Genomic DNA, 21234 nt, shown 5'->3' on the forward strand with positions numbered 1-21234 from the left:
AGTCCCCATTGGAAAAGCACATGAACGCCCACAGCCTTTTGATCCGGTTTCGTTACGCACTGCATCACAGCCGTCTGATGCAGATCGCGACGCTGGTTGGCTTCTGGCTGGCTGGTGAGCTTTTCGTCCGACTGGTCGGCTTGCCACTTCCGGGCGGCATTGTCGGCATGGGGCTGGTGCTGGCCTTGCTTCTGAGCGGTCGTGTCAGCCTGTTCAGCATGAAACGCGGCGCAGAATGGTTTCTGGCAGAGATGCTACTTTTCTTCGTTCCCGCGGTGCTTGCCGTTCTCGAACATCAGGAGCTGATCGGTCTGCTAGGCCTGAAAATCATGGCTGTGATTTTGCTGGGTACGTTGACGGTCATGAGTGTCACTGCATTGACGGTTGATCTTTGCTACCGCTGGAGTTTGCGTTATGTCGCTAAGTAACCCGCTTGTAGCGACACTTTTCTGGTCTGCCGCAACGATCCTGCTTTATCTTGCCGCCAAGCGCGTCTACCGCCGCTTTCCCATGTGGTGGCTGACGCCGCTCGCCGTTACGCCATTGTTGCTGATGGCGCTGGTCATTGGGCTCAATCAGAATTATCGCGGCTATTTCAGCGCCACCCATTGGCTGGTCGCGCTGCTTGGGCCTGCAACGGTTGCTTTTGCGATCCCGATTTATCAGCAGCGCGCAACGATCCGCCGCTACTGGCCGGTGTTGCTGGCGGGTGTGGTCGTCGGAAGTTCGTCTGCCATGGCTTCGGCATGGGGTCTGGCGCATCTGCTGGGTCTCAATGAAGCAATCAGCCTCAGCTTGATGCCACGTTCGATGAGCACACCATTTGCGATGACTGTTTCCGGCGACATCGGCGGCACGCCTGACCTGACTGCAATCTTCGTGGTGCTGACTGGTGTATTCGGTGCAGCTCTCGGTGAGGTCATGCTCAACTGGTTGCCGATCCGTTCGGCACTGGCACGCGGAGCCCTTTTCGGCATGGGCGCACACGGAGCCGGTGTGGCCAAGGCTCACCAGATCGGCAGTGAGGAAGGTTCCATTGCAGGACTGGTCATGGTGCTTGTCGGTCTGGTGAATGTGCTTGCCGCCCCTTTGATTGCCCACTTTTTGTAAGAGCCTAATTTTACAGACGATTCTTTAAGAATCGCCCGGTTTCCGGGCGTTTTCTGTATGAGCGAATCTGCCTTTTTCTCGAGCGTCAACGTCTTTGCATAACTGATATGCATTAATGGCCGTTGCTGCAGGGAAGGGGAGCAGGTAAATATCCCTTCATCGAGTTCACTCCTCCTCCCAGAACTCGATAAGGAATACGGCACTCCTCCTCCCAAGCCGTATTCAAGATCAGGCCGCGCATCCTCCTCCCGCGCGGCCTTTTTCTTTTTTCAGCTCCCTGCAATCCTGCTTCGCTTTCGTCTCCATACGTTGACAATGCGTAACCGCGCGGTCCCATAGGCAAGCTCCGTCATCTGCTCTATTTCTGAAGCAAGTTCTGAAACGGGGAGACAGCGTCCATGACAAGCGGCATCCACCACATCACCCTCATCACCCGGAAAGTGCAGGCGAATGTCGATTTCTACGTCGGCTTTCTGGGCTTGCGTATCGTCAAGCAGACAGGCGGGTTTGAAGATGCCGAGCAGTTGCATCTGTTCTATGGTGATCGCTCGGGCACGCCCGGCTCCTTGATTACATTTCTGGTATGGGAGGATGGCTCCAAGGGCCGTGTCGGCCATGGTCAGATTAGCGAAATCGCACTTGCCATTGATCGTACTGCCATCGGTTTCTGGCTCGAGCGCGCCTTGCGTTATCACGTGCCTTCCGAGGGACCGGTTCAGGAGTTCGGCGAGCCCGTTCTGCGCCTGCGCGATCCCGACGGTGTGATCGTCAAGTTGGTCGGTTGCGATCTTGCCGCCAATGATGCGTGGGAAAGCGAGGGCATTCCGGCAGCTTTCGCCGTTAGGCGTTTGCGTGCCGCGACCATTCTGTCCGAAGCGCCGGAACAGACTGCGGGTTTCATCGGACGCTATTTCGGTTTCAAGCCCTCGGCGAAAGAAGGCACGATAGATCGTCTTCTGTCAGATTCCGGCGATGCTATCGACGTGCGCGATGCGGGCGGCTTCTGGCCAGGTATCCCCGGCACCGGCATTGCCGACCATGTCGCTTTCCGTGCTGCCGATACCGGCGAAGTGGAAACGGCGGAGAAGGAGCTTTCGAAGCTCAACTCGAGTGCCGTCAATGTGCACGACCGCAAATATTTCACGTCGCTCTACGTCCGTGAACCGGGCGGAACGCTGTTCGAATTTGCAACCGATGCACCGGGCTTCACAATAGACGAGCCGGTTGAAAAACTGGGCCAGTTCCTGTTTGTGCCGCCGGGCAATGAAGAAAAGGCGGATGCTATCCGGGCACGGATGCCGCAATTCGCACTGCCGGGCGAGGAGCGCATCATCTATCGCGACCTGCCTTTCGTTCACCGGATACACCAGCCGGAAGAGCCGGATGGCAGTACGCTGGTGCTTTTGCATGGTACCGGCGGGAATGAAAACGACCTGATGCCTTTCGCCCGCAAGGCCGCGCCACGCGCAACCCTTCTGGGCGTGCGTGGACGCAGCACGGAAGAAGGTATCCAGCGCTGGTTCCGTCGCTTCGACCTGAAAAAGTTCGATCAGGCCGATATTCAGTTTGAAGCGCAGGCATTCGAGGCTTTCGTTGAAGGTGCCGCCACCGCTTATGGTATCGATCTTAATCGGACGGCCTTTATCGGGAACTCCAACGGCGCAAATCTGCTGGCCGCTTTCATGCGTTTGCATCCGCATGTGGTTTGCACGGCGGTTCTTCTGCGCGGTCAGGAGGTTCTGGAGGAGCAGCCCGATGGCGCGGATTTGTCGGACGCTTCAGTGCTTTTGATGAACGGCGCTTCCGATCCTTTTGGCGATAGGAACAGGACGCTGGAAAAAGTCCTGAGAGAAGACGGGGCCGCTCTCACGATCAGCACGGTCGAGGCCGGGCATGCTCTCATAGATGAAGATATCCGCATCGCAAGCGACTGGCTTCGTGACAAGATATAAGTAAAAGGGCTGCGGAGAATTCCGCAGCCCTTTTTTAAATTAATCAAGCGGTTTCAGGTTTCGCTCGATCGCTTCGCGCTTTCCTTCGAGGAAAGGCGGAAGCGACAGGCTTTCGCCAAGGCTTTCAAGTGGCTCGTCGACTGCAAAGCCGGGACCATCGGTCGCGATCTCGAACAGGATGCCGTTCGGCTCGCGGAAGTAGAGTGAGCGGAAATAGTAGCGTTCGACTTCGCCGCTTGACGGCATGCGCACAGACCGCAGGCGGTCGACCCATTCCTGCATGCTTTCCTGATCCGGCGTGCGGAATGCCACATGGTGCACAGCGCCCGCACCCTGCCATGCAGTGGGCAGGTTAGGCTGTACTGCGACATGCAGTTCGGCTGCAGCACCGCCCGGACCCATGGAGAAGACATGGACGTGACCTTCACCGTCAGGCGAAACGTAATCGCCGGTCTGGCGCATATTCATGACCTTTTCCAGAATGATCTGGGTGGGCGCCAGTTCGGGAACACTGAGCGTGATCGGTCCGAGGCCCCTGATCTGTTTTTCCGCAGGCACAGGACTCCGGTCCCAGCTATGGGCTTCACCCGCTCCGCCGTCATCGGTCAGGCGCAGGTGCTGCCCTTCGGGGTCCTCGCAGTCGAGAACGGCCCGCCCGGCAACTTCGAAAATATCGCCTGTCTGGACGCCTTTATCGTTCAGGTGCTTTCGCCACCATTCCAGGCTTTCAACACCGTTCACACGCAAGCCGGTGCGGGCGACGCTGTTGGTGCCGCGCTGTTCGCGCTGTACCGGCCAATCGAAAAAGGTGATGTCCGTGCCGGGCGAAGCCAGCCCGTCTGCGTAAAACAGATGGTAGGCGCTGGTGTCGTCCTGATTGACGGTTTTCTTGACGAGCCGAAGCCCGAGCGTGTCGGTATAGAAGCGCCGGTTGCCGGGCGCGTCGGCGGTGATGGCTGTCAGATGGTGCAGCCCTGTCAGTTCCAAAGCCATAATGTGCCTCCTTCAGAAACGGAGTTGCTGTTGGCGGATATATCGGTCTGGGCTGGTAGGTAGGAAAGTATCACCTGTTGAACAGTGTGTAACCCATAAGCCGCAATCGCGTTGCGTTCCGACAATGGTGGATAATTGGGGCTTGGCAGAACGTTTCATGTAAAGAATATATTAACCCTCAAAATCCGGGTGTAAGAGACCTGTTGGCGTAGCTTTGAGGGGAGTTTGGTTTTGCGGCGCGTTTTTTCTCGGACTGCCCCTGCATTGCTTGTGCTTTTGTCTCTGCTTGCCGGTTGCGCCAGCCGGCCTGAAGGCGTGCTTGTGCCTGTCGGCAATGCCGCTTCTCCCGGTACCACCAAGGTTGACCTTGTCGTGGCAACCACGCGCCGTCCATCCGACAAACCGGGCATTCTTTTCTCCGGCGAGCGCGACAAGCTCGTGTCGCTCAACGAGATTGTTGTATCCATTCCGCCGGAAAAAAACCGCAAGGCGGGTGAGGTGCAGTGGCCGAAGAAGCTGCCGCCTAATCCGCAGAAGGATTTCACCACCGTCAGCGTGACGCCGCTCAAAACCGATGTGGAAATGGCAGGCTGGGTTCGCCCGCATCTGACCAAGAGCCGCCGCGTGATGGTTTTCGTGCATGGCTTCAACAATACGTTCGAGGATTCCGTCTATCGCTTTGCCCAGATCGTGCATGATTCCGGAGCCGATGTTGCGCCGGTGATCTTCACCTGGCCATCGCGTGCCAGCGTGTTCGACTATAATTACGACAAGGAAAGCACCAACTATTCCCGCGATGCGCTGGAGCAGATCTTGCGCGCCATCGCACGCGAGCCAGAGGTTAAAGACATCACGGTCATGGCCCACTCGATGGGCAGTTGGCTGACGGTCGAGGCTCTGCGTCAGATGGCGATTCGCGACGGTCGCGTGAATACCAAGATTACGGATGTTATTCTGGCATCGCCCGATCTCGACGTCGATGTTTTCTCGAAGCAGTTTCTCGCGATGGGCAAGCCGCATCCGCGCTTCACATTGTTTACGTCGCGGGATGACAAGGCGCTTGCGTTGTCACGGCGTATTTCCGGCAATATTGACCGCCTCGGCCAGATCGATCCGTCAATCGAGCCGTATCGCTCCGAGCTTGAAAAAGCAGGCATTACCGTCATCGATCTCACCAAGCTCAAGTCGGGCGATAGGCTCAACCATGGCAAATTCGCCTCCAGTCCGGAGGTCGTGCAGCTTATCGGTCAGCGTCTCGTTGCTGGTCAGACGATCACGGATTCGCAGGTCGGTCTTGGAGATCGTCTGGGTGCGGTAGCGATTGGTACGGCACAGGGTGTCGGTACGGCCGCCTCGCTGGTGGTAACAGCGCCGATTGCCGTATTCGACCCGAACACACGCAAAACCTATGATGAGCAAATCGATCGTTTCGGTCGCGCTGTCGGTAATACCGTTGGCGCGGTGACGATCCCGACCCAGTAAGTGCTAGGAGTTGTCATATTTGAGCTGACGCTGTAGGACTCGCGGCCATCAGAAGATCGGCCCGCGAGGAGGAACGCGTATGCAGATTATCCGCACCATCGAGGAATTGCGGCAGGTTCTGGTGCCTGCGCGTCGTGCGGGCAAGTGCATCGGCTTCGTGCCGACCATGGGCTATCTTCACAAAGGCCATCTGGAACTTGTACATCGTTCCCGCGCCGACAATGACGTGACCATCGTGTCGATCTTCGTCAATCCGCTGCAATTTGGCGCGAATGAAGATCTCGACAAATATCCGCGCGATCTGGAGCGCGATGCGGCTCTGTTGCGGGGGGCAGAGGTCGATTACCTTTTCGCACCAGCCGTCAGCGACATGTATCCGCGCCCGATGCAGACGGTGGTGGATGTGCCGACGCTCGGCAATCAGATGGAAGGGGAGGCGCGTCCGGGCCATTTCGCCGGGGTCGCGACGGTGGTCAGCAAGCTCTTCAATATCGTCGGCCCCGATGCCGCCTATTTCGGCGAAAAGGATTTTCAGCAACTCGTCATCATCCGCCGCATGGTGGAGGATATGGCCATTCCGGTGCGGGTCGTCGGCGTGGAGACGGTGCGGGAGGATGACGGTCTTGCCTGCTCGTCACGCAATGTCTATCTGACCCCGGAACAGCGCGCTGCTGCCATCATCGTGCCGAAAGCGCTTGATGAGGCCGAACGGCTTTATCGGGCCGGTGTGGACGACCCCGATGCGCTGGAAGCGGCAATTCACGCGTTTATCGCCACAGAACCGCTGGCGACGCCCGAAGTTGTGGCGCTGCGCGACCCCGAAACGCTGGAACGCGTGACGGCGGTGCAGGGGCGGCCCGTGCTGATTGCGCTGTTCGTGCGGCTTGGCACAACGCGGCTTCTCGACAATCGCGTCATTGCGCATGTCGCACAGGAACAGGCGGCCTGACATGAGCGCACCCGTCAAACAGAAGCGACTGACGCCCAAGGCCATTTCAGCCCTGAAGGGCGAGCGCCCGATTGTCAGCCTCACCGCTTATACGACACCGATTGCGCGTCTGCTCGATCCGCATTGTGATCTGCTGCTGGTGGGCGACTCGCTCGGCATGGTGCTCTACGGCATGGATTCTACGCTCGCCGTAACGCTCGACATGATGATCGCCCATGGGCAGGCGGTGATGCGCGGCGCCGAGACGGTTTGTGTCATCGTCGATATGCCGTTCGGTTCCTATCAGGAATCTAAGGAACAGGCGTTCCGCAATGCCGCCCGCGTGATGCAGGAAGCCGGCTGCGACGGCGTCAAGCTTGAAGGCGGCGAGGAAATGGCCGAAACGGTCGCATTCCTCGTCAAGCGTGGCATTCCGGTGTTTGGCCACGTCGGTTTGATGCCGCAGCAGGTCAATACGGTTGGCGGTTTCCGCTCGCTCGGGCGCGGCGACGAGGAAGCCGATCGCATTCGTCGTGACGCGCGGGCCATAGCCGATGCCGGTGCCTTTGCGCTAGTTATCGAAGGCACGGTCGAGCCGCTGGCCCGCGAGATCACCGCATCGCTCTCCGTCCCGACGGTGGGCATCGGCGCGTCGGCTGCCTGTGACGGACAGATACTGGTTTCCGACGACATGCTGGGACTGTTTCAGGACTTTACGCCGCGCTTCGTGAAGCGCTTTGCACAACTGGCGCCGCAGGTTTCGGATGCGGCCAAAGCCTATGCCGAAGAGGTGCGTGCGCGCACATTCCCGGGGCCGGAGCATGTTTTCGGGGCCAAACCGAAAGCTTAGACTGCAAAACTTGTGCCGTATGGCGGTAGCGCCTTGTAATTATTCGTCAATCGCGTTCAATGTCGGAAGTGTTTTCCGGAGTTGCCGTGACCAACGATATTGCCCATACCGAACTGATTGCAGTGCTGGCCGCCGTAACCGGCGAGCAGCCGCGCGTCATGACCGTGCGGCCCAAGGAAACATCAGTGCAGGCGCTACCGTCGGGTCCGTTCGAAAGCGAACACCGTTCGTTGCAATCCGGTCTGCGCGCGTGGGTGCAGTCGGAAACCGCACATCCGGTCGGTTATCTGGAGCAGCTCTACACTTTTGCCGACCGTGACCGTCACGCACAGGGCGAACGCATCATCTCGATCAGCTATCTCGGCCTTGTGCGTGAGAGCGATGCGGCGGCGGGGCAGGCGGGCTGGCGCGGCTGGTATGATTATCTGCCATGGGAAGATCACCGTCAGGGCGAACCGGCCATCATGGAGCATCTCAACAACGCACTCCTTGTCTGGGCCTATCGGGCCGAAACGCCGGAACTGACCGCGCAGCGCATGCGGCGCATCGCCTTCACCTTCGGCTTTGAAAATGGCGAGTGGGGCGGGCGCTGGAACGAAGACCTCGTGCTGCAACGCTATGAACTGCTGTTCGAAGCCGGTCTGGTGGCGGAAGCTGGGATGAAGGAAGACGAGAACGGTCGCTCCATGTTTGCCGATCATCGCCGCATCCTTGCCACCGCCATTGCGCGACTGCGCGCCAAGATCAAATATCGCCCGGTGGTGTTCGAATTGATGCCGGACAGTTTTACGCTTCTGCAACTCCAACGGACTGTCGAAGCGCTGGCGGGCCTGCGCCTGCACAAGCAGAATTTCCGCCGCCTGATCGAGCAGCAGGATCTGGTCGAGGAAACCGGCGAAAGCGACAGCGAAACCGGCGGTCGCCCGGCAAAACTGTTCCGTTTCCGTTACTCGATTGTCGAGGAACGCGCCCTTTCCGAGCGCCATCTGGCCGGAGCCAAGCTGCCAATCTCCCGAGATTGACAATATACTCGAATCGAGTATAAGTTCATAAACATGAAATACTCATATTGAGTATAATGGGTAGGCTCGGGAGGCCCAACCATGAACGATCATGTTTCCGTTTCGCAACTTTATGACCGCGTGGCCAAGGTGCTGCCGAAGGCGGAGTGGCTGGGCTTCGAAGACGATGTCGCAGCCATTCTCGAATTGAAGAAAAAGCGTAATACGGTGATCCTTGCGCATAATTACCAGACGCCCGAAATCTTCCATTGCGTGGCCGATATTGTCGGCGACAGTCTGGCGCTGGCGCGCAAGGCTGCGGAAGTGGAGGCCGATGTGATCGTGCTGGCGGGTGTGCATTTCATGGCCGAAACGGCCAAGCTGCTTAATCCCGGCAAGACGGTGCTGATCCCCGATATGGGCGCGGGCTGTTCACTTGCCGACAGCATCACGCCGGAAGATGTAGCGCTGTTACGGCAGACGCATCCGGGCGTGCCGATCATCACCTATGTCAACACCTCGGCAGCCGTGAAGGCCGCATCGGATATTTGCTGCACATCCGGGAATGCCAAGAAAGTGGTGGAGTCGCTTGGCGTGCCACGCGTGCTGATGATCCCCGACGAGTTTTTGGCGCAGAATGTGGCGCGCGAAACCAATGTCGAAATTCTCGCCTGGCATGGCCATTGCGAGGTGCATGAGCGGTTCACGCCCGACGATATCCGTGAATTGCGTGAAAGCCATCCCGGCGTCGTGGTTCTGGCCCATCCCGAATGCCCGCCGGAAGTGGTGGCGGTCGCCGATTTTGCCGGTTCCACAGCGGTCATGTCGGACTATGTCGGCGAGAAGAAGCCGCAGCGTGTCGTGCTTTTGACCGAATGCTCGATGAGCGACAATGTCGCCGTCGATCACCCGGATGTCGAGTTCATCCGCCCGTGCAATCTCTGCCCGCATATGAAGCGGATCACGCTCGCCAATATTCGCGATGCACTGGAAAACAACCGTCATGAAGTGATCGTCGATGCCGCCTTGATGGAGCCTGCCCGGCGCGCCGTCGAGCGGATGCTAGCGGTATGAGCGCGGCTCCGGTCCTCGTCATTGGCAGCGGCCTTGCCGGTCTGATGACGGCGCTGACGCTGTCGCCGCAGCCGGTCCTGCTGGTGACAGCGGGAAGCCTCGGCCTGTCTGGTTCCAGCACTTTGGCGCAAGGCGGTATTGCCGCAAGCGTTGGCACTGACGACAGCTTGGCACTGCATCTGGCCGATACGATCGCGGCGGGCGACGGCCTGTGTGACGCAGGCGTGGCGTCAGAAATTATCGCGGCAGGCGCGGACGTCGTTGCGGCGCTGGAGGCGCATGGCGTGCGTTTCGACCGCAAGGCGGACGGTTCATTTTCGCTCGGGCTGGAAGCCGCCCATAGTCGCTATCGCATTGTGCATGTGGATGGCGATGGGACCGGCGCGGGCATCATGCGCGCCTTGATTGCGAAAGTGCTGGCGACGCCTTCGATCAACGTCATGGAAAATACCCGCGCCTCGCGGCTCATCCGGCAGGATGGCCGTGTCGCCGGCGCTTGTCTTGAAAATGTCGGTCCGGTTGCAGCGCGCGCCGTGGTGCTGGCGACGGGCGGGATCGGTGGACTTTATAACGCAACGACCACGCCGCTCGGCAATCTCGGCCAAGGGGCCGCATTGGCAGGTCGCGCAGGCGCTGTGCTTGCGGATATGGAATTCGTGCAATTCCACCCGACCGCGCTTGCGGTTTCTGCGCCGCGTCTGCCGCTGATCAGCGAGGCGGTGCGCGGGGAGGGCGCCATCCTCGTCAATCATCGCGGCGAGCGCTTCATGGCGGATATTCCGGGCCGCGAGCTTGCGCCCCGCGATGTAGTGGCGCGCGCCATCGGCAGCGAGATCGCGCAAGGGCGCAAGGTCTATCTCGATGCGCGTACAGCTCTGGGCGCGCGTTTTGCAACCCGGTTTCCCGGTATCGATGCGCTTTGCAAACAACATGGCATCGATCCGTCCAGCGACCCCATCCCGGTCAGACCCGCCACGCATTATCACATGGGCGGCGTCAAGACCGACGCTGACGGTCGCACCAGCTTGCCCGGTCTCTGGGCGGTGGGGGAGGCCGCCTGCACCGGCCTGCATGGCGCCAACCGGCTTGCCAGCAATTCACTGCTTGAAGCCGCCGCCATGGGGCTGCGCGCCGCCCGCGCGATTGGCTGTGCAGAGGCGGTCGCCGTGCGGCATCCCGTGCCTGTCAGCCTGCCGCAGAGCGCGGACGCTGAACCCGTGCGGCACATTGTTTCCCGCCATCTTGGCCTGCTGCGTGATGAAGAAGGTTTGCGTTCTGCAATCACCACCCTTCTCCCCCTCGCGGAGACCGACGATGCCGCAGCCGTGGCGTTGGTTGCTGCGGTTGCGGCATTTGACCGGTGCGAGTCGCGCGGCAGCCATGCCCGCACCGACTATCCCGCCAAAGATGCGGCTCCAGTCCGCAGCTTTTTCACTTTTTCGGCAGCTTTCGCACTGGCACGCGAAATCGCCGCGCCTCACCCTGTTACAAGGACTGCATGATGAACCTGCCGCGCTTGTCTCCGCTTGTCGTCGAACCGCTGGTGCGCGCCGCACTTCTGGAAGATCTGGGGCTTGCTGGTGATATTACTAGCAATGCGGTGGTGCCGGAGGATCACCGCTCGGCCATGCTGTTCAGCCTGCGCCAGCCGGGCGTCATCGCCGGGCTGGATGTGGCCGAAATGGCGTTTCGTCTGGTCGATCCGGACGTCACATTCGAACGTCTGGCGCGGGACGGTCAGTCTCTTGAGAAAGGGGCGGATGTTGCCCGCGTTTCCGGCTCGTCGCGCTCGATCCTGGCGGGGGAGCGGACGGCGCTGAATTTCCTCGGCCACCTTTCCGGCATTGCCACGGCAACGGCGGGTCTGGTGAAAGCGGTTGCGGGCACCGGGGCCTCCATCGTCTGCACGCGCAAGACGACACCGGGGCTGCGCGCCTTGCAGAAATATGCAGTGAGGGCAGGCGGCGGCATGAACCACCGTTTCGCGCTTTATGATGCGGTGCTGATCAAGGACAATCACATCGCGGTCGCTGGCGGCGTGCGCGAGGCCATCGAGCGCGCCAAGGCGGGGGCTGGTCATATGGTCAAGATCGAGGTGGAAGTCGATACACTGCAACAACTCGAGGAAGCGATGGCCATCGGCGTGGACGCCGTATTGCTCGATAACATGTCGCCTGCGCAATTGAGTGAGGCAGTATCGATCATCGATGGTCGCGCCATTTCAGAGGCCTCGGGCGGTATTACGCCTGAAACGGTGGCGGCCGTTGCGGCTAGTGGCGTCGATCTGATTTCAGTCGGCTGGACCACGCACAGCGCCCCCAATCTCGATATCGGGCTCGATTTTGAACTGAATAACTGAGGCTTTATGCCTTGAGTAGCGTGGAAGGTAGTCTCTCCCGCGCCACCAAATTCCAAATGCGTTCTGCTATCAAGCCCAACCCAACTCACGGTGTTGGGTCTTGCGCATTTGAGGTGACGGTTTCCTCCAAACTGCCGCAAAGTATTCCATAAAAACATGATTGATTCATTCATATTTTCGTGTCACAACACAAATGACTGATAGTCAGTCATGAGTCGTGCGGTGATTCAGCGGCTTGCTTGTGTGCGTGCCGGTTGCCGGATTGCCGTCACGGCTCAAAACATCGCAGCAGCGAGTTTGATAGATATCGAGCAGGAGGGAAGCGTGATGCTTCACCATAAGGAAAACTGGCCTTACGTCGTCACCCTGTCGACGGGCGCATCGACCTTGGAAGAAACGCGTGAATTCTTTGATGTCTGGAACCGGTGGCTTGATGCGGGAAAGCCCTTTATCACGATCCGCCGTTTTCTAGATGAGGATGCTCTGGCACATCCCGAAGGTTCGGCGCGCGAAGTCAAGCAATGGCTCCAGCAGAATGCGCAGCGCATTCGCGAACAGGTGATGGGCATGGTGAACATCGTGCCGGAATCGGTATATGAACAGGCAAGCCGCATGGATGCCGAAAAGCTGTTTCGCGTTCCGGCGGGCACATTTTCCAATGTCGATGCGGCACTGCATTGGCTCGAAGACCGTGTCGTTCGGCCAAATCAGCTTGATTTTGACCGGGCAGCGATCCGGGATAGATTGGAAGTATCCTGAAATTTCGGAGATCGATTTGCCGTCCACCGCCATCAAGCCCAGGCCTCGTACCAAACCAGCGGAAATACGTCGTGACGAGCTGATGGCCGCAGCTGAAGCCCTCTTCCTCGAAAAGGGCTTCGCGGCGACAAGCGTGGATGAAATCGTGCGCTTGGCGGACGTTGCCAAAGGTACATTCTATCTGCATTTTCGCAGCAAGGACGACATCCTGCTGAACTTGCGGGAGCGCTTCATCAATGGATTCTGTGAAGGGCTGGAGCGCCAGCTAGATCTACTTCCAGCAGACGACTGGCAGACAAAACTGGCTGTCTGGGCCGAAGCCGGAATTGCCGGTTATCTTGACAATTACAAGCTGCACGACATGGTGTTTCACGATTTTCATCCGCCCATGCGCCGCATGAAGCAGGAAAATCCGGCGGTCGTCCAGCTTGATGCGTTGTTGACCGATGGTAATGCTGCAGGCGCATGGAAAATCGCCGATACGCGTCTGACTGCAGTGCTTCTGTTCAATGCGCTGCACGGTGCGGTCGATGAGACCATCTCCAACCCGGATATGATGGACCGAGCCGAGATGGTTGCCGGTGTTAAAGCATTTTTCCTGCAGGCGGTGAGCGCTTAGCAGTCACGCTCAAAGAAAAAGGGAGGCTGGATGCCTCCCTTTATTGGTTTTCCAGCCTCTTTAGTCGGGCCTACTTTTCAACGAAAGCCTTTTCGATAACGTAATGTCCGGCTTCGCTCTGGCTGCCTTCCTTAAAGCCGCGCTCTTCCAGAATCTGCTTTGTTTCGGCCAGCATTTCAGGGCTGCCGCAGAGCATCATGCGGTCGTCGTCGTGGTTAAACTCCGGCAGACCGACATCGGTAAAGAGCTGCCCCGAACGAATAAGGTCGGTCAGACGACCGCGATTTTTGTAAGGCTCACGCGTAACGGTTGGATAGTAGATGAGTTGGTTCTTGACCATCTCACCAAGGAACTCGTCCTGCGGCAATTCATTGGCGATGAAATCGGTATAGGCAAGCTCTGCCACCTGACGCACGCCATGAACGAGAATGATCTTCTCAAAACGTTCATAGGCTTCCAGATCGCGGATGATCGACAGAAATGGCGCGAGACCGGTGCCGGTCGAGAGCAGCCAGAGATTTTTTCCCGGCTTCAGATTGTCATAGAGCAGCGTACCGACCGGCTTCTTGGACAGGATGATCTGGTCGCCAACTTTCAGGTGCTGAAGCTTTGAAGTCAGCGGACCGTTCGGCACTTTGATCGAGAAGAATTCCAGCCCGTCTTCATAGAGGCTCGAGGCAATGGAATAGGCGCGTGTGAGCGGCTTGCCGTTCACTTCCATACCCATCATGATGAACTGGCCGCTCTGGAAGCGAAAACCGGGGTCGCGCGTCGTGCGGAAGGAAAACAGCGTGTCGGTCCAGTGATGGATGTCGGTGACGGTTTCCTGATTGAAGTTACTGCTCATTTTCGGAACTGTCTCTGTCTTGCTCCTGCACCGCTTGGGAGGACGGCGTCCAGGGATTTGGATTGGTCGGTTCGGTCTTATCGGTCATTGCTGCATTTTGCCCGCAGTCTTGCAGCTTCGTGGAGACTGCATCAGCTGCAGGCAAAACGCCTTGATCACAATCAATGTAAGCGCGTCATGCTGCCTTCAGGGTGGCTTCCGCGAATTCGTAATTGGCCAGCTTGTCGAGGAAATTCGTTACATAGTCAGGCCGACGATTACGGAAATCGAGATAATAGCTATGCTCCCAGACATCAAGCCCTAATAGCGCCTTGCCTTCGCCGGTTGCCAGCGGATTGGAGCCATTCGGCGTCTTGGTGACCTTGAGCTTGCCGTCATTGGCCAGAACCAGCCATGCCCAGCCCGAGCCGAACTGGCCGACAGCTGCGGTTTTGAAGGCTTCCTTGAACTGGTCGATGCTGCCGAAATCCTCGACAATCTTCTTTTCCAGAGCGCCCGGCAGGCGTCCACCGGTTGCCGACAGGTTCTGCCAGAACAGATTGTGGTTCCAATGCTGGCCGGCATTGTTGAACACCGGAGCGAGATCGGCCTTGTCCTTGGCGAAGAGGACGATTTCTTCGAGCGATTTGCCCTTAAGCGCGTCATTCTTTTCAACGAAACCGTTGAGCGCAGTCACATAGGCCTGATGGTGCTTGCCGTGATGCAGCTCAAGCGTTTCCGTGCCCATTCCGACGCCTTCAAGTGCGTTGGTTGCAAAGGGAAGTGGTGGCAAAGTGAAGCTCATTTTAAAACTCCTGATCGCTTGAGCATAATCACCGTTCGGCATCCTGAGGATCGAATCCGGTGTCGACTCTGGCTTTGACGAAAGCCGGTTTGAATACTGAAAATTCAGAATTATCTTGCTTCGACAGGCCTAATCACCTATTTAACAAGATAATCCTTCTTTAAATAGAAAACGGCACATATGTCAAGGAATGACTTTCTAAATACCGATGAATTGGGGGCACGTTCTCCTGCGAAGAGGGTCATGCTCTCCCTCAAGATGCGGGGAGCGCAGACCGCCGCGACCATCGGGGAACATTTGGGAACCACAGGCGAGGCCGTTCGCCAGCAGCTCGTGCGTCTTGCGGAGGAGGGGCTTGTTTCCTCGCATTCCGTGTCGCAAGGCGTCGGCCGGCCTTCATTGTTCTGGGATCTGACCGAAGCCGGTAACAAACGTTTTCCCGATACGCATGCTGATCTGACTGTTCAGCTTCTTCATTCGGTGCGTACCATTCTTGGAGACGATGCACTGGACACGCTGATCGCCCATCGCGAGACCGAGACGCGCCGTCAGTACCAGACGCGCCTGAAGGATTTGTCGCTCGACCAGCGCGTGAAGGAACTTGCCGACATCCGTTCCGCCGAAGGCTACATGGCTGATACCGAAAAACGGGAAGACGGTTCCTGGCTGCTCATAGAAAACCATTGTCCGATCTGTGCCGCTGCCGATGCTTGTCAGGGCTTTTGCAGGTCGGAGCTTCAGGTATTCAGGGCCGTTCTTGGCCCTGATGTTTCGGTAAACCGCACCGAGCATATTCTGGCCGGTGCACGGCGCTGTGCTTACGTTATTGCGCCAACCGCCTAACCATCCTTTCAGCCCTAACCATTCTTTCAGCATTGTGCCGGTTGCGATTGCCTCGCGCTGCGGACGAGAGCAAGTGCTGACACGAACGCCAGTGCAGACAGAATGGCAAAGCCGGAGAAGAGCCAAAGTGCGGCATGTGCGGTGCCGGTAAAGCCACCGGGATTGGTGAGGCCAGCCATATTGGCAACCATTCCGGCAAGTGCTGCACCAAGGGCGGTCGTAAAAAGCTGCACCATGGTCACTGAGGCGGATGCCAGGTTCTGATCCTCTGCGTCGGCACGTTTGAAAATGCGGGTCAGCAGATGCGGCCATGTCAGGCCGACGCCGAAACCGATGACCGCCAGTGCGATACAGATCGGCAGCAGATCGTACCAATGTCCATCGCTGCCAGTCGGAATGAGGACGGCCAGCGTTACCATGCCCGCCACGCCCATGACGGGGGCAGCCAGAATGACACGATCGGTGCGCCCGGCGGCAATTCCTGACGATCCGATGGAACCAAGTGTCCAGCTGCCACCCATAATCGCTGCCAGATAGCCTGCAACAAGCGGCGATTGATTGTGCAGCACCTGAAAGAACAGCGGCACGAAGACTTCGGAACTGGTGACGGATGCGCTGAGGAAGGCAAGGGTGAGATAGAGTGCGCCGAGTTTCCGAATGCTGAACGAGCCTTTCGGGAGGATACGACGGCTGGCTTTCTTTTCCACGGCAGCGAGGAGAAGCAGCAGGACAATCGCGAGCACAACGCCGCCGGTATTCAGCGCCAGCTCCGATGAAATGCTTCCGGCAGAAACGGCAAGGACTGCAGCGGTCAAAAGGATGAGCTGCGGCCAAGCAAGCCGGTCATTGCTGGCGGCGGAGCCGGATTCACGCGGCAGCACCGTCATGGCCATGATGGTGAAGACGGCAATCACCGGCGCAAGCGACCAGAAGGCAGCGCGCCAGATGCCAAGCTCTGCAAAGACGCCGCCGATGGCTGGACCGACAAGCGTAGCCACGCCCCACATGCCGGAAACGAGACCGATGGCACGTGGCCACAGCGCTTCGTCGAAAACGATGCGGATCATGGAATAGGAGAGCGCCAGCATCATGCCGCCTCCAAGACCCTGTATGGCGCGCCCCGCCAGCATGACGGGCATGGATGGAGCGAGGCCGCAAGTCAGGGTTCCAGCAGCAAAGATGACGGCAGCGATCAGATAGGCGCTGCGCGGGCCTGCCTGGGAAAGCAGACGCGGCACAAGCGCCGAGCCGAGAATGGATGCCGTCACGAACAGCGCCGTGTTCCAGGCATAATAATCCATGCCGCCAATATCGGCGACGACCGTGGGCAGAATGGTTGTAGCGATGAATACGTTGATAGCGTGAAGCGCCACGCCGCCAACAAGCGTCAGCGATACGATAGCGTTTCTACCTGCGAACAGATCTCCCCAACCGGCGGTCGGCTTGTGATCCTGCATTTCATTTTCCTTTGACTATCCTTGTGCGGGCGAATGCCTGAGAGCCTGTTCCAAAAATCACCATTTTCGCCACGGCTTGCCGCTTTTTGATTCAGGCTCTGAATAAGGTCGCCCCGAACATGAAATAATGGCTACGCCCGCACCCATAATTTGTCAAGTGAATGCTTGTTTAATTAAACTGACGATACTCGAGAATCTGTAGCAAGCCGTCTTGTGGGGTGGAAGCCATTTGTCCGGGCAAAGACTTTCAATGAAAACGACAGTGCAAGCGGGAGCGAGGGGGAAGGGGTTCAAATCCTCGCAAAAAGGCCTATATGAGGCTCACCCGCTGAAGGTGGGCAGGAAGTGGAGAAGTAATCCGCGATAGCTTGTGGGGAAATTTTTTCCCGATAATGCTGTGGCGGATTTGTGTTTCTGTCACAAGCTTCCTATAAGCCTTCGAATAATTTGGGAAACTACTTATGTGTTTCCTCAACTTGGCAAACCAGCCTTGCTGGCAAGGCCAGATTTCCCCTTGGACGACCCGGAACGCTCATGATCCAGACGCCTTACTATCTGATCGACAAGACCAAGCTGAAGCGCAACATGGAAAAGGTTGCCTATGTGCGCGAGAAATCCGGCGCCAAGGCGCTGTTGGCGCTGAAATGCTTTGCCACCTGGTCGGTATTTGATCTGATGAGCGAATATATGGATGGCACGACATCGTCTTCGCTCAACGAAGTGCGTCTCGGCCGTGAAAGATTCGGCGGCGAAACCCATGCCTATAGCGTGGCCTATGCCGATAACGAGATCGACGAGGTCATCAGCCACGCCGACAAGATCATCTTCAATTCGATCGGTCAGCTTGAGCGCTTTGCCGACAAGGCAGCACATATCAAGCGTGGCCTGCGCCTCAATCCGGGTGTCTCGTCCTCGAGCTTCGATCTGGCCGATCCGGCGCGTCCGTTCAGCCGCCTTGGCGAATGGGATGTGGCGAAGGTCGAGAAGGTCATGGACCGCGTGACCGGCTTCATGATCCATAACAATTGCGAAAATTCCGATTTCGGTCTTTTCGACAAGATGCTGACCGATATCGAAGAAAAGTTCGGCTCGCTTCTGCACCGCGTTGAATGGGTCAGCCTTGGCGGCGGTATCCACTTCACTGGTGACAACTATCCGGTCGATGCGTTCTGCGCGCGCCTCAAGTCCTTCTCGGAAACATTCGGCGTGCAGGTCTATCTGGAGCCGGGCGAAGCCTCGATCACCAAGACCACGACGTTGGAAGTGACGGTTCTCGACACGCTGTTCAACGGCAAGAATCTTGCCATCGTCGATAGCTCAATCGAAGCGCATATGCTCGATCTACTCATCTATCGTGAAAAGGCGAAGATGGCTCCGAACAACGGCGAGCATAGCTATATGGTGTGCGGCAAGTCCTGCCTTGCCGGTGATATTTTCGGCGAATTCACTTTCGACAAGGAGCTCTCCATCGGCGACCGCCTCTCGTTTGAAGATGCGGCCGGTTATACGATGGTCAAGAAGAACTGGTTCAATGGTGTGAAAATGCCAGCCATTGCCGTGCGTGAACTGGATGGCACGGTCAAACTTGTCCGCGAATTTGATTACGCGGATTTTGAAGGGTCGCTTTCGTAAAGATCCTGTTGCGATTTCAAACCGCAACGAACCCACATGTTCCGAATGAGAAGGCAGTCGGGACAGTTAACAGATGGCGGGGAACCGCTGGAAGAGGAAGCATCGACAGAAAATGAAGAAGAACGTTCTCATTATCGGCGCCGGGGGCGTGGCACAGGTTGTTGCACATAAATGTGCGCAAAACTCTGACATATTGGGCGATATCCATATTGCGTCCCGCACGGTTGAGAAATGCCGCAAGATTATCGATAGCGTGCATGAAAAGAAGAGCCTCAAGACCGAGGTGAAACTGGAAGCGCATGCTTTGGACGCGCTGGATATTGAAGCTACCAAGGCTCTGATCCAGAAGACCGGCGTTCAGATCGTCATCAATGTCGGCTCGGCCTTCCTCAATATGTCGGTTCTGCGTGCCTGTATCGATACGGGCGTGGCTTACATGGACACCGCGATCCATGAAGACCCGAAGAAGATTTGCGAAACCCCACCATGGTATGGCAACTACGAATGGAAGCACCTGCAGGAATGCGAGGAGAAGGGCATCACCGCCATTCTCGGCATCGGCTTTGATCCGGGCGTGGTCAATGCCTATGCACGCCTTGCGGCAGATGACTATCTCGATGAAGTGAAGTCCATCGACATCGTTGACATCAACGCCGGTTCGCATGGCCGCTGGTTCTCGACCAACTTCGACCCTGAAATCAACTTCCGCGAATTCACCGGCACGGTTTATTCCTGGCAGAAGGGTGAATGGCAGTCGAACAAGATGTTCGAAGTCGGCCAGACGTTCGATCTGCCCGTTGTCGGCCCGAGCAAGGCCTATATGACTGGCCACGACGAAGTGCATTCGCTGTCCAAGAATTACCCTAATGCCGATGTGCGTTTCTGGATGGGCTTTGGCGATCACTACATCAATGTCTTCACGGTGCTGAACAATCTCGGCCTTCTGTCGGAACAGCCAGTCAAGACCGCTGAAGGTCTGGAAGTCGTGCCGCTCAAGGTGGTCAAGGCTGTTCTGCCTGATCCGTCGTCGCTGGCACCGGATTACACCGGCAAGACCTGTATTGGCGATTTCGTGAAGGGCACCAAGGACGGCAAGGAGAAGGAAGTCTTCATCTATAATGTTGCCGACCACAAGGACGCCTATAACGAAGTGGGTTCGCAGGGCATTTCCTACACCGCTGGCGTTCCGCCGGTTGCAGCCGCAATCCTGATTGCCTCGGGCGAATGGGATGTGAAGAAGATGGTCAATGTGGAAGAGCTTAATCCAAAGCCTTTCCTTCACATCCTGAATCAGATTGGCTTGCCATCGCGCATCAAGGACGAAGACGGCGACCGTGCATTGGATTTCGCGTAAGGATACCGCTTTATACTATTGGAAAACCCCGCTTTGGCGGGGTTTTTTATTGCGCCCTGATTCGGCTTATTCAGGCATATTTGGCCACGTATCCGAAAGCCGATACCCATCCGGAAACGGATCGCTCGGATCAAGCATGAGCTGCGAAGTCCCTGTCACCCATGCGCGACCGGAAATGATCGGGCTGATGGCAGGTTTGCCGCCGAGTTCCAGCGCCTTGTCCAACCGACAATGAAACTCCGTGCCTAGTACCGACTTCCCGATGAATTTCTCTCCGACCTTCATCTGGCCTTTTGCATGAAGCACGGCCATGCGCGCCGAACAGCCAGTGCCGGTCGGGGACCGGTCGAGTTTGGCCGGGCGAATGGCAACGGTGTTCACGCCGGTCAGCACATCGCCCTCGCGCGTCACCGGCTCGGTGATCTGACAGAAGGAAATGTGGTTCCAGTCTTTTTCAGGATGGCGGAAACCAAGCTGTTCATTGGCGGCTTTGGTGATCTTCACGCCGATCTCGGCGAGTTCCCGCGCCTGGCCCGGCTCGATCTTCATTCCGATAGAAGCTGCATCGACAATCACGAAACTGTCGCCGCCATAGGCCGTATCGACGGTAACAGTGCCAAGTCCTTCAACTTCCAATGATGCATCCAGACGATCGGCAAAGGACGGCACGTTGCGGACACTGATACGCTCGGCCTTGCCGTTGCGGCATTCCGCTTCCACTTCGATGATACCGCCGGGGGCTTCCAGCACCATGCGCGTCACCGGCTCCTGCATGGGAACGATGCCGCTATCTAGTAGAACCGTGGAGACGCAGATCGAGTTGGAGCCCGACATCGGCGGCGTATCGGCGGGCTCCATGATGATGAAACCCATCTGCGCGCGCGGGTCTTTCGGTGGCACCAGCAGGTTGACGTGGCGGAATACGCCGCCGCGAGGCTCGTTCAGGACGAAATTGCGTAAGGTCTCGTCATTGGCGATGAAGCGCGATTGCTCCCACACCGTATTGCCGGGAGGCGGCGCCACCCCACCGACGATGACATCGCCGACTTCGCCCTCCGCATGACAGCCGACTATATGGATGACTTTGGTACTGCGCATGACGCCTCCTGCAATTAATACAATCATTCCTATCGGTTAGGCCACAAGCGTCAATCCTTTATCGGACGGGCAATTGCGCTTTCGTGTCAGAA

The 21234-nt window shown here is 57.6% G+C and carries 20 protein-coding genes; 15 read left to right on the plus strand and 5 right to left on the minus strand.

The annotated features are described in order from the left end of the window. The first annotated feature begins 20 nt into the window (after positions 1-20). From HWX93_RS08585 to HWX93_RS08595, 3 genes are all read left to right on the plus strand, one after another. Positions 21-428 (plus strand): CidA/LrgA family protein, encoded by a 408-nt coding sequence (locus HWX93_RS08585; RefSeq protein ID WP_109986044.1) that lies wholly within the window; start codon positions 21-23, stop codon positions 426-428. Further along, positions 415-1110 (plus strand): LrgB family protein, encoded by a 696-nt coding sequence (locus tag HWX93_RS08590; protein WP_109986045.1) that lies wholly within the window; start codon positions 415-417, stop codon positions 1108-1110. The genes HWX93_RS08585 and HWX93_RS08590 overlap by 14 nt, the downstream gene beginning before the upstream one ends. A 398-nt stretch (positions 1111-1508) precedes the next feature. Continuing rightward, positions 1509-3062, plus strand: a complete 1554-nt coding sequence (locus tag HWX93_RS08595) for a VOC family protein (RefSeq protein ID WP_176037145.1) — start codon at positions 1509-1511, stop codon at positions 3060-3062. 39 nt (positions 3063-3101) lie between these two features. Here HWX93_RS08595 and HWX93_RS08600 read toward each other — a convergent pair whose 3' ends face one another. Further along, positions 3102-4055: a ring-cleaving dioxygenase gene (locus HWX93_RS08600; protein ID WP_176037146.1), complete on the minus strand. Its 954-nt coding sequence runs from the start codon at positions 4053-4055 to the stop codon at positions 3102-3104. Between the two features lie 225 nt (positions 4056-4280). Between HWX93_RS08600 and HWX93_RS08605 the strand changes: the two genes are divergently transcribed. From HWX93_RS08605 to HWX93_RS08645, 9 genes are all read left to right on the plus strand, one after another. Continuing rightward, a complete protein-coding gene (locus HWX93_RS08605; RefSeq protein ID WP_176037147.1) occupies positions 4281-5537 on the plus strand; it encodes an alpha/beta hydrolase in 1257 nt (418 codons plus the stop codon). Positions 5538-5616: 79 nt separating this feature from the next. Further along, the gene (gene panC, locus HWX93_RS08610; RefSeq protein ID WP_109986048.1) at positions 5617-6486 is read left to right on the plus strand and encodes a pantoate--beta-alanine ligase; all 870 of its coding nucleotides are present in this window, start codon (positions 5617-5619) and stop codon (positions 6484-6486) included. A gap of 1 nt (position 6487) precedes the next feature. Then, positions 6488-7315, plus strand: a complete 828-nt coding sequence (gene panB, locus HWX93_RS08615; protein WP_109986049.1) for a 3-methyl-2-oxobutanoate hydroxymethyltransferase — start codon at positions 6488-6490, stop codon at positions 7313-7315. Between the two features lie 59 nt (positions 7316-7374). Further along, the gene (locus tag HWX93_RS08620) at positions 7375-8337 is read left to right on the plus strand and encodes an NUDIX hydrolase (protein WP_109986050.1); all 963 of its coding nucleotides are present in this window, start codon (positions 7375-7377) and stop codon (positions 8335-8337) included. Positions 8338-8418: 81 nt separating this feature from the next. After that, positions 8419-9390, plus strand: coding sequence for a quinolinate synthase NadA (gene nadA, locus HWX93_RS08625; protein WP_109986051.1), 972 nt, complete (start codon positions 8419-8421; stop codon positions 9388-9390). After that, the gene (locus HWX93_RS08630) at positions 9387-10892 is read left to right on the plus strand and encodes an L-aspartate oxidase (protein WP_176037148.1); all 1506 of its coding nucleotides are present in this window, start codon (positions 9387-9389) and stop codon (positions 10890-10892) included. The genes nadA and HWX93_RS08630 overlap by 4 nt, the downstream gene beginning before the upstream one ends. Next, on the plus strand, positions 10892-11749 hold the full coding sequence (gene nadC / locus HWX93_RS08635; RefSeq protein WP_109986265.1) for a carboxylating nicotinate-nucleotide diphosphorylase: 858 nt from the start codon (positions 10892-10894) through the stop codon (positions 11747-11749). Before HWX93_RS08630 ends, nadC begins: the two co-directional genes overlap by 1 nt. A gap of 327 nt (positions 11750-12076) precedes the next feature. Further along, entirely contained in the window at positions 12077-12508 is a 432-nt protein-coding gene (locus tag HWX93_RS08640; RefSeq protein WP_176037286.1) for a hypothetical protein, read from the plus strand. A 16-nt stretch (positions 12509-12524) separates the two neighbouring features. Beyond that, positions 12525-13127, plus strand: a complete 603-nt coding sequence (locus tag HWX93_RS08645) for a TetR/AcrR family transcriptional regulator (protein WP_109986053.1) — start codon at positions 12525-12527, stop codon at positions 13125-13127. 70 nt (positions 13128-13197) lie between these two features. On the opposite strand, the gene HWX93_RS08650 is transcribed toward HWX93_RS08645, so the two are convergent. Next, positions 13198-13974, minus strand: coding sequence for a ferredoxin--NADP reductase (locus tag HWX93_RS08650; protein ID WP_109986054.1), 777 nt, complete (start codon positions 13972-13974; stop codon positions 13198-13200). A gap of 175 nt (positions 13975-14149) precedes the next feature. Further along, positions 14150-14758, minus strand: a complete 609-nt coding sequence (locus tag HWX93_RS08655; protein ID WP_109986055.1) for a superoxide dismutase — start codon at positions 14756-14758, stop codon at positions 14150-14152. A gap of 243 nt (positions 14759-15001) precedes the next feature. Here HWX93_RS08655 and HWX93_RS08660 point away from each other — a divergent pair, with 243 nt between their 5' ends. Next, positions 15002-15601, plus strand: coding sequence for a helix-turn-helix transcriptional regulator (locus HWX93_RS08660; protein ID WP_109986056.1), 600 nt, complete (start codon positions 15002-15004; stop codon positions 15599-15601). A gap of 26 nt (positions 15602-15627) precedes the next feature. On the opposite strand, the gene HWX93_RS08665 is transcribed toward HWX93_RS08660, so the two are convergent. Beyond that, entirely contained in the window at positions 15628-17058 is a 1431-nt protein-coding gene (locus tag HWX93_RS08665; protein ID WP_109986057.1) for an MFS transporter, read from the minus strand. Between the two features lie 534 nt (positions 17059-17592). Between HWX93_RS08665 and nspC the strand changes: the two genes are divergently transcribed. Then, positions 17593-18690, plus strand: coding sequence for a carboxynorspermidine decarboxylase (nspC, locus tag HWX93_RS08670; RefSeq protein WP_109986058.1), 1098 nt, complete (start codon positions 17593-17595; stop codon positions 18688-18690). A gap of 112 nt (positions 18691-18802) precedes the next feature. After that, entirely contained in the window at positions 18803-20044 is a 1242-nt protein-coding gene (locus HWX93_RS08675; RefSeq protein WP_109986059.1) for a saccharopine dehydrogenase family protein, read from the plus strand. Positions 20045-20110: 66 nt separating this feature from the next. Here HWX93_RS08675 and HWX93_RS08680 read toward each other — a convergent pair whose 3' ends face one another. After that, positions 20111-21142: a trans-3-hydroxy-L-proline dehydratase gene (locus HWX93_RS08680; RefSeq protein WP_109986060.1), complete on the minus strand. Its 1032-nt coding sequence runs from the start codon at positions 21140-21142 to the stop codon at positions 20111-20113. Between the last annotated feature and the right edge of the window lie 92 nt (positions 21143-21234).

The sequence above is a fragment of the Brucella tritici genome (assembly GCF_902825325.1).
Taxonomy (GTDB): Bacteria; Pseudomonadota; Alphaproteobacteria; order Rhizobiales; family Rhizobiaceae; genus Brucella.